Origin of the sequence: Escherichia fergusonii ATCC 35469, from assembly GCF_000026225.1 — a bacterium.
Classification (GTDB): domain Bacteria; phylum Pseudomonadota; class Gammaproteobacteria; order Enterobacterales; family Enterobacteriaceae; genus Escherichia; species Escherichia fergusonii.
In genome coordinates, this window is sequence record NC_011740.1 from 3,547,776 (window position 1) to 3,561,847 (window position 14,072).

A 14,072-nucleotide genomic window follows, 5' to 3' on the forward strand; every position below is an offset into this window, starting at 1 on the left:
ATGCAGCAGCTTACTGTTGTCTCAAAATTGACGGGTGTCTCCAGCGATGTCCAGGCTTCTGAAATTAATCTTAATGCACCGTCCATTATTAAACTTGCGGTATCTCGCGATGAAATCAGCAAACTGGCGCGGATAAATCAGGATCTGGTTATTACTCTCCATTCTGGTGAAACAATTGTTTTAAAAAACTTTTACGTAACCAACGATCAGGGGGCCAGTCAGCTTGTTCTGCAAGAGGATAACGGGACGCTGTGGTGGGTACAGGATACCGACGGGGTATTTCATTTTCAGCCCATTGATGATTTAACACCGCTCATGGCTGGTGAAAGCAGCCATGAAGGGGGAGCAGTTTGGCCGTGGCTTCTGGGTGGCGCAGCGGTCGCAGGAGGTGTGGCAATAGCAGCCAGCAGTGGTGGCGGCGGTGGAGGCTCTCATAATGATGATCCGGGCAACGGCACTCCTGGCGGTGGGAATGGTGGAGAGGATCCCGGAAATGGTAATCCAGGGGGTGGGGATGGTGGAACTGATGACGGTAGTGATCCGGGAAACGACTCTCCTGGCGAGGGAGGATCAGATGATGGAAATGGCACGACGCCTCCCAGTGCTCCAGAGATAACTGGCATTACAGATAATACGGGTTCGATTACAGGAGCAGTGCCTGCCAGTGGCGTTACCGATGACGCTACACCGACCCTGAGCGGTAGAGGCACTGCGGGTAATATCATTTCTGTTTATGACAGTAATGGCGTACTACTGGGTAAAACAGAAGTCGCCAGTAACGGTACCTGGAGTTTTACCCCGAACACCCCGTTAGGCGAAGGCGAACATAATCTGACAATTACCCAGACCGATGCTGACGGTAATGTCAGCACGGCAACGGCTGTTCCACCGTTTACCGTTGATACCACGCCCCCCTCGGCAGTCACTAATCCAACAATTAACAGCGAAGGTACAATAGTTTCCGGTACTACCGAACCGGGTAACACCGTAGTAATTGTCGATAGTAATGGCGATACCGTGGGAAGCGGCATCGCAAACTCAGACGGCAAATTTAACATTTCCATTACCCCGCCTCAGACGAATGGGGAAATACTGGCTATTATCGCCACCGATCCGGCGGGAAATATCGGTACCCCCACAGGTATAACAGCTCCCGACACAACCGCGCCTGCTGCGCCGGAAAACGTCGTGGTATCAGGAAATGGCACCTCAGTCAGTGGGAACGCTGAAGCGGGCAGCATCGTTATCATAAAAGACAGCAACGGCAATACGCTGGGCGAAGCGATAGCAAATGGTAACGGCAACTTCACCATAACCATTTCCCCTGCACAGACGAACGGTGAGAAACTCACGGCTACAGCGACTGATAATGCGGGTAACACCAGTGCTGGTAGTAATGTCATCGCTCCCGACACAACCGCCCCTGCTGCGCCGGAAAATGTCTTAGTCGCAGAAAACGGCACCTCCGTAAGCGGTACTGCCGAACCGGGCAGTACCGTGACCATTACCGACAGCAGCGGCAATAAACTGGGAGATGCGCAAGCGGATGGCGACGGTAATTTCACTGTTCCGCTGTTCCCTAACCAGACAACCGGCGATACGCTGACGGCTGTGGCAACCGATCCTGCGGGTAATAACAGCCCTGGCTCATCCGCCACCGCACCAACAATTGTAGATACTACCGCCCCTGCCGCGCCGGAAAATGTGCTGGTCGCGGTTGATGGTACTTCGGTGAGCGGTACTGCAGAACCAGGCAGCACGGTCCATATTAAAGACAGTGAGGGTAATGACCTCGGTGAAGCGATGGCCGATATTAATGGCAATTTCACCGTTGCGTTGACGCCTGCATTAACCGATGGCGAAACCGTTGAAGCCAGCGCTACCGACAGTAGCGGCAATACCGGGCCGGGAACCACGGCGACGGCACCGGATCTCACCGCACCGCCCGCGCCAGTTATTACCCAAATTACCGATGATGTCGCAGGCAATATCGGCCCGATCGCAAACGGCGGCCTGACCAACGACGATAAACCGCAAATCAATGGTACTGCGGCGGCAGGCTCGCTGGTGAAGATTTATGATAATGGCACCTTACTGACAACGGTCACCGCCGATGGCGATGGTAACTGGTCGTGGACACCGACAGCGGCACTCGCTCAGGGAAGCCACACCCTGAGCTTTACCGCCAGCGATGCCAGCAACAACACCAGTGGCAGCACTACCTGGAGTTTATTTGTCGATAGCGTGGCCCCCACGGCCCCAACCATTACACTGGTGAATGATGATGTCGGTTCGATTACCGGCAACGTGGCGAATAACAATGGGATCACCGACGATACCCGCCCGACCATTTCCGGAACGGGCGAACCCGGCTCGCTGGTAAGCCTTTATGATAATGGCATCCTGTTAACCACTGTACTTATCGGCACGTCTGGCTCCTGGAGTTACACTGTCGCGGCTAATCAGGCATTTACTCCTGGCGAACACCGGTTAACGGTTACTTCACTCGACGCCGCAGGCAACAGCACCGCACAGCCAGCCGTTATCACCATCAACGTTGATACCTCGAAACCCGACGCACCGACCATTGCCACCGCGACGGATGATGTCGGCAGCGTTCAGGGCAATCTCCAGACCGAAAGCCGTTCGGATGACAATCTGCCGGTGCTGAACGGTACAGGCCCGGAAGGGACGAGCATCACGCTGTATGATGGCGATATCCCCATCGCCACCTTTGCTGTTCCGACGGGCGGCAACTGGAGTTATCAACTGACTCAACCGTTGAGCGAAGGTTCCCATACGCTGACAGCCATCGCCACTAACGCCGCGGGAACGGCCAGCAATGCTGGCACCTTTATTCTGACCATCGATACCACGCCACCAACCGCTCCGGTGATCCTGGCGGCCGAAGGCCTTGTCGGCGATACCTCACTCTCTCTCAACAATGGCGGCAGTACAAAAAGCACATCGCCAGAACTCACAGGCAGCGGTGAACCTGGCGCTACCATCACTGTTTACGATAACGACACAGAAATTGGCACAGCCGTCGTTCAGACTGACGGCACATGGAGTTTCACGCCGCCAGAGGCCCTTGACGAGGGGCAGCATATTTTCACCACCACAGCAACTGACGTCGCAGGTAACACCGGCATCCTGTCGCCTGGCTTCACGCTCAATGTTGATAACACGGCACCGACGCAGCCTGGTGCGCCGACAATCAGCGACAATCGCGATCCGGTCATCGGCGTTGTCACTAATGGCAATACCAACGACACCACACCAACCTTTAGCGGAACAGGCACCGCTGGTGATGTCATTTCGGTTTATCTTGATGACAACACCACGCCGCTGGGGACGGCAATCGTCGATGCTGACGGCAACTGGAGCTTTACCCCACAAACTGACCTTCCTGAGGACAGCTATCAGATAACCATCACGGCAACCGATCCGGCGGGCAATATCAGCGAGCCGTCGACGGCAATTTCGCTCAATATCGATCTCACGCCACCTGCTGCGCCAACCATTGATACTGTCAATGATAATGCGGGCACCTACACGGGCAATCTGGCAAACGGGGCGATCACCGACGACAACACGCCGACCATCAATGGTCGCGGCATCGATGGCACAACAATCACCTTATACAATGGCACTACGGTTATCGGCACCGCCACGGTGACCGAGGGTCAGTGGAGTATTACCCCCACAACCCCGCTGACCGATGGCAGCTACACGCTGACCGCCAAAGCGACCGATGCGGCAGGCAACCCCAGCGGCGATTCCAACAGCGTATCGTTTAGCGTGAATACCACGCCGCTGCTGGTGACTGATATTGAGGATGATGTGGCGGCAATTACCGGGCCGTTAACCAATGGCGGCCTGACCAACGATACCTCGCCAACCGTGAGCGGCAGCGGGATCCCCGGCTCGACTATTGCGATTTATAACAATAATGGTCCCGTTCCCGTGGCGACGGTTACCGTCGGGGAAAATGGCACCTGGTCGGTCGATGTTCCATTAACGAACGGAGTAAACGCCCTCACCTTCATAGCCCAGGACAGCAACGGTAATGCCATTTCGTCGGCAACACCCGTCACGCTCAATCTCGATACCACACCACCTGATGCGCCAGAAGTGACATTGGTCGCCGATGATGGCACCAGAATCAGCGGTGTGGCAGAAGCAGGCAGTACGGTCATTATCTATAGCGGCGACACCGTGCTCGGCAGCACCGTGGCTAATGCAACAACGGGCGAATACAGCGTTACGCTCTCTCCGGCACAAACCTCTGGCGCGCCCCTGACAGCTATCGCACAGGATGCGGCAGGCAACCAGGGACCAGGCACACCGTTTACTGCGTCAAACTCGGGTCTGCCGTTACCGCCTACTCTTGAAGTGGTTGATGATGTGGCGCCAGGTCTGGGCGTTACCGGCAACGGAAGCGCCACTAATGATACGCTGCCGCTACTGCGGGGAACCGCCGAAGCGGGGGCTGTGGTGACGATTTATCAAAATGGTGATGAACTGACCACGGTCACCGCCGATGGCAGCGGCAACTGGAGCTACCAGCTAACCGAACCGCTGAGCGAGGGCGGCACTTACAACTTTACCGCCTCGCAGCTCACCAGCGATGGCAGTAGCGGTCAATCACCCAATTATGCCATCACCATTGATACCGTCGCGCCCGTTGCGCCAACGATCACCAGCATTACGGATGACGTTTCGCCAGATATCGGCACGGTCGCTGATGGCGAGGCGACGAACGATCCGCTGCCGACCCTGAACGGCACGGCAGAAGCGAACGCCATTATCACCATTTATGATAACGGCGTGGAAATAGGCACCACCAGCGCCGACGGCAGCGGCATCTGGCGCTTTACGCCGCAAACTACGCCGGGGGAAGGCGACCATACGTTTACTGTCCGCGCCAGCGACGGCGCGGGTAATCTGAGCGATCCTTCCGCACAATACACCATTACCATTACGACAGCGCTGCCGGACGCCCCGTTGATTAATTCGGTAACCGATAACGTCGGCGGCGAGCAAGTTCTGACCTACGGGCAGATTACCAACGACAATACACCTACCCTTGAGGGTACTACGGCAGCCAATGCGCTGGTGACCATCCGCGATAACGGCGCTGTCATTGGCACGACCACAGCCGATGAAAATGGCAACTGGAACTACACCCCCACGACACCGCTGGGTGAGGGCTTCCATGCGCTTACCGCGACGGTCACCGACGCGGCGGGTAACGTCAGCAATCCCACCTCTGCGTTTGAACTGGTCGTCGATACACTGCCACCTGCCATCCCGGTCATTACCACGGTGATTGATGACCAGCCGGGCAGCAGCCAACTCAGTAACGGGCAGCTCACTAACGACACGCAACCCACCCTGAACGGCACCGCTGAAGCCAACGCCACTATTACTATTTTTGATAATGGTACGGAAATTGGCACCACCCGTGCCGACGATGACGGCAACTGGAGCTTTACGCCTGATGAGGCGCTGAATCAGGGCGAGCATCGCTTTACGGTGGCAGCAACGGATAGCGCCGGAAATACCGGCGGAGAATCAACGCCATTCACGATTAGGCTGGATTCCGTGGCACCGCTGGCGCCAACGCTTGTGACAGTGCAGGACCATACCACGCCGGTGACAGGCATCATCGCCAACGGTCAAACCACCAATGAAACCCGCCCGGCACTCAGCGGCACCGGGGAAGTGGGCGCAACCATCACAGTTCTCAGCGATGGCGTCTCAATTGGCACCACCATCGTCAATGCTCAGGGCAACTGGAGCTTAACGCCGCAAACACCGCTGGGCGAGGGCTTCCATACGCTGACCGTTACCGCCACCGACAGCGCCGGTAATACCAGTCCGGCATCGCCAGACTTTACCCTGACAGTGGATACCGTCCTGCCGGCAGTACCAACACTTTCGTCCGTTGTGGATGATGTTGCCGGGGGTGTCTTTAATGGGCCGTTGGCTAACGGGCAAGCCACCAACGACGCGCGCCCTGAACTCAGCGGAACCGCCGAAGCGAACGCCACCATCAATATTTATGACAACGGCACTCTAATCACCAGCGTCACGGCAGATGAGAACGGGAACTGGACTTACACGCCAGCAGAAGATTTAGTCCAGGGGTCACATGCGTTTGCGATTTCCGCGACCGATGCCGCAGGTAATACCAGCGATATGTCGCTGGAAACCACCATTGTGGTTGATACCACACCACCACCCTCGCCCACGGCACAAATCAGTGCCGATGGCAGCACCATCAACGGTATTGCCGAAGCGGGAAGCACCGTCACCATCACCTTACCGGGTGGTACAACCGTCACGGCGACGGCAAACAATAATGGCGTTTACAGCGTAACGCTGCCGGTGCGGCAAATAGATGGCGAAGTGCTTTCGGTAAGTGCAACGGATGCGGCGGGCAACAGCTCTCCGGCCATTTCAGTAACCGCACCGATCGTACCACTGCTGGCTGAAGACAATGTGATTAACCTGGCACTGCAAACCAACGCCAGCATTACCAACGAACACCATAGCGATTACGGTTTCCTGCTGGTTAATGCCCTGGGGACGGTCGCAGATGTGCTGGGCACCGACACCGCAGCGGTGAATTTCAGTATTGATGAAGGCGGTAGCGGCGCTATCACCATCAATGCCGCCGCAACCGGTGTGGTGCTGTCGTTGTTAAGCACAATGGAGATTGTCATTCAGCGCTTTGATACCGAACTCAACGCCTGGGTCACCATTATCGATACCGCCAAACCGCAATTCGCTGATTTGCTCACTCTCGGCGCATCGGGCGTTACGCTCAACTACGACGGTCTCTCCGGTGGCGATTATCGGGTCGTTAGCTATAACACCAGCCTGCTGGCAACCGGTGCGTATACCAGTCTGGATGTTTCACTGGCGAAAACCAGCGCAGGAACGCTTACCGGCGAATTAACCGATACTGGCAACGTGATTACCGATATCGATCCCGGCAATGGTCAGGATAACGCCCCTGCCGGAACCTTAGTGACATCTGTCACCGATGCTACCGGTAATGTGATTACTGTACCTTCTGGCGGTATAGATGTGCAGGGGCAATTCGGCATCCTGCATATCAACCAGGACGGGAGCTACACCTATACACTCACCAATACCTCGGCATCGGTTTATGGGCGTAGCGAAAGTTTCACCTACACGCTCAGCCACGATGGCGCTCAGTCCTCAGCAAAACTGGTCGTGACGCTGGGAGACGCGCCAGCACCGGGTAGCGTCACCGCCGCCGATGACAGCGCCTCACTCATCTTTAATACTCAGGTGAGTGCAACCGACAACGGCCCGTCAGATCAAACGGGCTTTACGCTTGCAAGCGTAGGCCTTGGCAATCTGCTGGATGTCAGCCTGGTGGAAGGGCTGACCGATCCCATTATTTTCAACGTTGAGGAGGGTGAAACCCGCACCATTACGGTTCAGGCAAGCGTACTTGGCGTGACCCTTGGCGGTTTTGATCTCTACATCTATCGCTTTAACGATGCCATTCAACAGTATGAACAATACCGGGTAGAACCTCGCTGGGTCACGGCGCTGCTGGGCGGTGGCTCAACGCCGTTAACCATCACGCTACCGGGCGGTGACTATCTGTTCCTGCTCAACTCCTCCGGCGGTCTGGCGCTGGCGACGTTTTATAATCTCGATATTCAGGCCGATCACAGCTACGCCGTCAGTTCACTTGCCGGAACCACTCAGGGAGACATTCTGACTAACGACTCGGCGCCAGCAGGCACGGTCGTTACCGCCGTCAATGGCGTGGCGATAGCGGCAACGGGCACCACGGAAATTGAAGGGCAATATGGCACGCTGACCATCGACGCTGCCGGGAATTACAGCTATACCCTGCGTAGCGGTATTGGCGCAGACAGCATCAAAACACCAGACAGCTTTGTTTACACAGTAACCGCGCCGAACGGCGATACCAGCAGTGCTTCGCTGAATATCACCGCCACGCCACAGCCGCTGGATGCGGTGAACGACACCAGTAGCCTGATGCCGGTGACCACATTGCAGGATACCTCGCAGAGCTTTACGGATAACAGCGTGGGGAATGCCTCGTGGGCGGCAAAACTGTTATCCGCCACATCCGGCTCCGGTAGCGGAATCATTGAAGTCGCCGCCGGAACCGCCGTCCATAACGCAGTGTTGCACTTTAATGTCTCCTCACTCTTATCGCTGGGCGGTTTAACCGTTAACTGGACGCTGCTTGACAGCAACGGCGCACAGATAACTGCCGGCTCGTTTAACGGTGGTCTGCTACTCGGCGGCAATCTCGATATTCCATTGACCGGCATTGACTTACATGCGGGTAACTATCTGCTGCGTTATGAGGGGAATGTCGGCGCGTTAGGCGTAGGCCAAATCACCGTTACCCCGAGTCTGCGCGGCACGCTGGTTGATCTGGATAACTTCGAAACCAGCGGTAGCAACAGCGTCACGGGCAATATTTATGACGATGACCATATTGCCAGCGTCAATACCCTTCTCACGGTCACTGGCGCGGGCGGCAGTAGCGCAACGCTTGATCCCCAGAGCGGCAGTGAAGCAAACGCCACCATCAACGGTAAGTACGGCGTACTGACCATGGAGCTGGATGGTAGCTATACCTACCAACTCAACAGCGGCGTTTCACTGGCTAACATCACCTCGAAGGAGACCTTCACCTACACCCTCAATGACCAAAACGGGCATAGCGACAGCGCCATGCTAACCATTGAGATGAACCCGCAGGTGGTCAGCACCGCCGAAGCCGACCGCGTTATCGGCAGCGCCTACGGCGATACGTTGATCTATGAGCTACTTAATACCACCGATGCCACCGGCGGGAACGGCACCACGGATAGCTGGAGCAACTTCTCGCTGGCACAGGGCGACAAGATCGATATTGGCGATCTGTTAGTCGGCTGGAACGGCGATAACGCCACGCTTGGCAACTATCTCAGTGTCACCAGTAACGGCAACAACACGGTGATCGCTATTGATCGCGACGGTAGCGGCGCCACCTTCAACTCAACCAATCTGGTAACACTGGAAAACGTCACCACCACGCTCGATGAGTTAATTCAACAAAATCACATTGTGACCTGACAAAAACGCGAAACAGCCCCGGAGGCGATGACCACCGGGGCAACGGTAGTTATTTTGATTTTCAAAGGGATAGATTATGGGAAAAATGGCCTGCGTCGCGGCATTAGTGGCATTGGCGCTCAGTTGCGGGCATCTCAATGCACAAGAACTACCGATCTCCTCTGAAACCCTCGCCGCAGACCAGATGCTGCCTTCTCTCGATGGCTCGGCGGCGCAATTACCGCTCAGCCCGGCAGCACCAGGAACATTAATGCTTAATGAGGCGGTCGGTCGCGCGGTGAACTGGCATCCTTCAATCAGCGAAGCCGTCGGCAAATTGCTGTCGCAAAATGAACAGATTGAAGTGGCGAAAGCAAAATACTACCCACAGATTAGCGCCGGGGTGAACAACGGCTATAGCAATACCTATCTCGACCACGGCTACAGCCCCGCGCTGGTGTTGTCGATCTCCCAAATGCTCTATGACTTCGGCAAAGTCGCAAGCCAGGTGCGCGCCGAAAGCGCAGGCGCTGCCGAAGAGCAGGCCAACGTGTTGTTGAGTATTGATAGCGTGGCGCATGAAACGGCAAACGCCATTGTGCAGGTGCAGGCAGCGCAGCAGATGGTCGAAGCTGCGGAAGAACAACTGGTTGCACTTAACGGTATCGGCAAACTGACCCGGCAGCGCAACGATGAAGGCGCTACGTCGATGTCTGACGTGGTGCAAACCGATGCACGAATCGAGGCGGCACGCTCGCAACTGGCACAGTATCAGGCCGATCTCGACAGCGCCAAAGCCTCGCTGATGAGTATGCTTGGCTGGAACTCGCTCAACGCCATCAGCAATGATTTCCCCCACAAACTGGACGGTAGCTGTGAGCAAGCCAAACCCGACGATCGCTTAGTCCCTGCCGTGTTAGCGGCCTGGGCGCAGGCAAATGTGGCGCAGGCTAATCTCGATTACGCCAACGCACAAATGACGCCCACCATCTCGCTGGAACCGTCCGTTCAGCACTATCTCAACGACAAATACCCCAGCCACGATGTGCTCGATAAAACGCAATATACCGCAATGGTCAAAGTAGAGATGCCCATCTATCAGGGCGGCGGGCTGACCGCACGGCGCAATGCCGCCAGCCACGCGGTGGAATCGGCACAATCGGCAATTCAGCGCACCCGTCTTGAGGTGCGGCGAAAACTGCTGGATTCACGTAGCCAGTCAATGAGCCTCGCCAGCGCGTTACAAATTCTGCGCCGCCAGCAACAGCTCAGCGAACGCACGCGCGAATTGTATCAACAGCAATATCTCGACCTCGGTTCGCGCCCGTTGCTGGATGTACTCAACGCCGAGCAGGAGGTGTATCAGGCGCGTTTTGCAGAACTGCAAATCCAGAGCCAGCTTCGGCAGCTGCAACTGAACTGCCTGTATAACACCGGCACGCTGCGTCAGGCATTTGCCCTCAACAACCGCCGCATTCAGTCCGTGGAGATCCAGCCATGACCCGCACCGCGCCACCGTTTAACCAGACATGTGATGAACGCGTCCTCAGCCAGTGGGCGCGAGCCATCAGCCATACTGCCAGCCATTACCGCATCGCCTGCTCACCGGGAGCGATTCAGGCTAACGCTCCGTGGTTTGCCGGGAAAAATAAAACGCAGGCCCTGACCCAACTGGCGCGCCAGGGTGGCCTCTCCTTTCATCTTCTCGAGGCAGATAATCCCGATTTTAGTCAGTGGCGCTTGCCGCTGGTGGCCGAGTTAAAAAATGGGCATCTGATGGTTATCGAAAATTTTAACGGTGAAGATGTGCTGGATGTGTTTATCACTGGCGAAGAAGAAGGCCAACGCAACCGTCTCACTCTTAGCCAACTAATACCTGAGATCGGCACCCTCACGGCACTGCGCCCGCTCTCGGCGCTGAAAGACCGTCGCGTCGACAGCTATATTTCCCGCTTTAAGCCCGACTGGATGCGCGAACTGGTGATGCAGGATGTTCGCCCGTATCTGCCGGTGATGATTGCCGCATTTTTGATTAATGTTCTTTCGCTTGCCGGGATCGTCTTTTCCATGCAGGTGTACGATCGGGTGATCCCCGCGCAATCTTTTCCCACACTGTATGTGCTCTCGCTGGGTGTGCTGGTCGCGGTGATATTTGGCTTTTTGCTGCGCGAAGCGCGCACCCACATTATGGATGTGCTCGGCAAACGCGCCGATATGCGTATTTCTGACCGCGTATTCAGCCACGCCCTGCGGCTACGAAACAGCGCCATCCCCCGCTCCACCGGCAGCTTTATTTCCCAACTGCGCGAGCTGGAACAGATCCGCGAGATGATCACCTCCTCCACGCTTTCTACCATTGTCGATCTGCCATTTTTCTTCTTGTTTATCATCGTACTGGCGATTATAGCCCCACCGCTGGCGTGGATCGCCCCGGTCGCGGCCTTGCTGATGATTTTGCCGGGGCTTTTGTTGCAGAAAAAACTGGCCGTACTGGCGAATCAGGCGGCGCACGAAGCAACGTTGCGCAATGCCGTGCTGGTCGAGAGCGTACAGGGGCTGGAAGATATCAAACTGATGCAGGCAGAGAACCGTTTTTTGCAGCAATGGAACAGTTACATCCGTATCACGGGTGAGTCTGGTTTACGCACCCGACGACTGACGCAGGGGTTAATCAATTGGGGGATGTCGGTTCAAAGCCTGGTTTACGCGGCGGTGATTATGTTCGGCGCGCCAATGGTGATTGATGGCACCCTGACCACCGGGGCCGTGGTGGCGGCATCAATGCTTGGTTCGCGGATGATTGCGCCGATGGCAAATCTCTGCGGCGTGCTGGCCCGCTGGCAGCAGGTCAAAGCAGCCAAAACGGGTCTCGACAGCATTATGCAACTGCCCAGTGAAACCGGAGGCGACGAAAACCGGGTACATCAGGAGATCTTCCACGGCCACTATGTTTTTGAGAATGCGCAATTTCGCTACCACCATGAAGATCAACGCATTCCACTTCGGATCTCACATCTGGAAATCAGGCCCGGCGAGAAGATTGCGATCCTCGGTCGTAACGGTGCCGGAAAATCAACGCTATTACAGGCGCTGGCAGGCGGCATGGAGCTGGTTGAAGGGGATGTCCGTCTTGATTGTCTCAGTTTATCGCAAATCGATATGGCGGATTTACGCCGCAACATAGGCTTTCTCAGCCAGAACGCCCGCCTGTTTTATGGCACGCTGCGGGAAAATTTAACGCTTGGCGCTCCACATGCCAGCGATGCGCAGCTCTTCGAGGCACTGGAGATAAGCGGCGGTGCAACGTTTGTTAAGCGGCTGGCAAAAGGGCTGGATCACCCGGTGATGGAAGGCGGTAATGGCTTATCGGGTGGGCAGCGGCAGTCAATTCTGCTGGCACGTATGTTATTGCGATCGCCAAACATTGTCCTGCTGGATGAACCCAGCGCCGCGCTGGATGAGCATACCGAGCGGGAGTTTATCCAGCGGATGATCCCCTGGCTTGGCAACCGCACGCTCATCGTCGCAACTCATCGGGTGCCGATTCTTGAACTGGTTGAGCGCGTAGTGGTGCTAAAAGAAGGGCAACTGGTGATGGACGCACCGAAAGCACAGGCGCTTAGCGGCAGCCGGGCAAACGCAAAGGAGTGGAAGAATGAAAACCAGTCCGCATGATATTGCAATGGAAGATCTGGATATCCGCCGCGAGCGCGAGTTTTCCGGGGCCAGCCGGATTATTTTTCTCTGCACGCTATTGTTTGCCATTCTTGGCGTCTGGGCCTGGTTTGGTAAAGTCGATGAAGTCTCCACCGGCAATGGAAAAGTGATCCCCAGTTCCCGCGAGCAAATTTTGCAATCGCTGGATGGTGGCATTCTGGCAGAGCTCACTGTCCGCGAAGGTGACCGGGTAGAGGCGAATCAGGTCGTGGCTCGCCTCGATCCGACCCGCTCACAATCAAATGTTGGAGAAAGCGCAGCAAAATATCGTGCCTCGCTGGCTTCCAGTGCGCGTTTGACTGCTGAAGTGAACGATTTACCGCTCACCTTCCCGGCCTCGCTCAACAACTGGCCAGAACTGATCGCCTCTGAAACCCGCCTGTATAAAAGCCGCCGTGCGCAACTGGCAGACACCGAAGCCGAACTGCGGGAAGCCCTGGTTTCGGTCAATAAAGAGTTGCAAATCACCCAGCGGCTACAAAAAAGCGGTGCCGCCAGCCATGTTGAGGTGCTACGCCTGCAACGACAAAAAAGCGATTTAGGATTAAAGATCACTGACTTGCGCGCGCAATATTACGTTCAGGCGCGCGAAGCCTTATCGAAAGCTAATGCCGAAGTGGAAATGCTCTCGGCAATTATTAAAGGCCGGGAAGATTCCGTCACCCGCCTCACCGTGCGTTCCCCCATGCGTGGCATCGTAAAAAACATCAAAGTCACCACCATTGGCGGCGTCATTCCCCCCAACGGCGAGATGATGGAAATTGTCCCCGTCGATGATCGCCTGCTGATTGAAACGCGCCTCTCACCACGCGATATCGCCTTTATCCACCCCGGACAGCGAGCACTAGTCAAAATAACCGCCTGGGATTACGCCATCTATGGTGGTCTGGAAGGGGTGGTGGAAACCATCTCACCCGACACCATCCAGGATGAAGTAAAACCAGAAATTTTCTACTACCGCGTGTTTATCCGCACGCACCAGGATTACTTGCAAAACAAATCAGGGCGGCATTTTTCCATCGTGCCGGGGATGATTGCCACGGTAGACATCAAAACCGGCGAAAAAACCATCGTCGACTATTTAATCAAACCGTTCAATCGGGCCAGAGAAGCATTACGCGAGCGTTAAAAATCATGACAAAAAGCACGTTCGCAGGCTGGCTGCCATATTGATGCTGCACCGTGGGTAAATCACGTTGAGTGGCTGTGGCATGCACTTCACGACGCCA

The 14,072-nt window shown here is 55.9% G+C and carries 4 protein-coding genes; all 4 read left to right on the forward strand.

Annotation, left to right across the window (positions count from 1 at the left end; all coding sequences use genetic code 11):
• The 4 genes from EFER_RS17485 to EFER_RS17500 all read left to right on the forward strand — a co-directional run bounded on the left by EFER_RS17485 (nucleotide 1) and on the right by EFER_RS17500 (nucleotide 13,972).
• Entirely contained in the window at nucleotides 1-9,147 is a 9,147-nt protein-coding gene (locus EFER_RS17485; RefSeq protein ID WP_001186813.1) for a BapA/Bap/LapF family large adhesin, read from the forward strand.
• Nucleotides 9,148-9,223: 76 nt separating this feature from the next.
• Nucleotides 9,224-10,627, forward strand: a complete 1,404-nt coding sequence (locus EFER_RS17490) for a TolC family outer membrane protein (RefSeq protein ID WP_000517541.1) — start codon at nucleotides 9,224-9,226, stop codon at nucleotides 10,625-10,627.
• A complete protein-coding gene (locus EFER_RS17495; RefSeq protein ID WP_000198634.1) occupies nucleotides 10,624-12,801 on the forward strand; it encodes a type I secretion system permease/ATPase in 2,178 nt (725 codons plus the stop codon). The genes EFER_RS17490 and EFER_RS17495 overlap by 4 nt, the downstream gene beginning before the upstream one ends.
• 7 nt (nucleotides 12,802-12,808) lie before the next feature.
• Nucleotides 12,809-13,972 (forward strand): HlyD family efflux transporter periplasmic adaptor subunit, encoded by a 1,164-nt coding sequence (locus tag EFER_RS17500; protein WP_104917745.1) that lies wholly within the window; start codon nucleotides 12,809-12,811, stop codon nucleotides 13,970-13,972.
• Nucleotides 13,973-14,072: the final 100 nt, after the last annotated feature.

Bases quoted from the DNA above. Each gene is read 5' to 3' on its own strand.
- EFER_RS17485 (WP_001186813.1), top strand. From the start codon at position 1: ATGCAGCAGCTTACTGTTGTCTCAAAATTGACGGGTGTCTCCAGCGAT.
- EFER_RS17490 (WP_000517541.1), top strand. From the start codon at position 9,224: ATGGGAAAAATGGCCTGCGTCGCGGCATTAGTGGCATTGGCGCTCAGT.
- EFER_RS17495 (WP_000198634.1), top strand. From the start codon at position 10,624: ATGACCCGCACCGCGCCACCGTTTAACCAGACATGTGATGAACGCGTC.
- EFER_RS17500 (WP_104917745.1), top strand. From the start codon at position 12,809: ATGGAAGATCTGGATATCCGCCGCGAGCGCGAGTTTTCCGGGGCCAGC.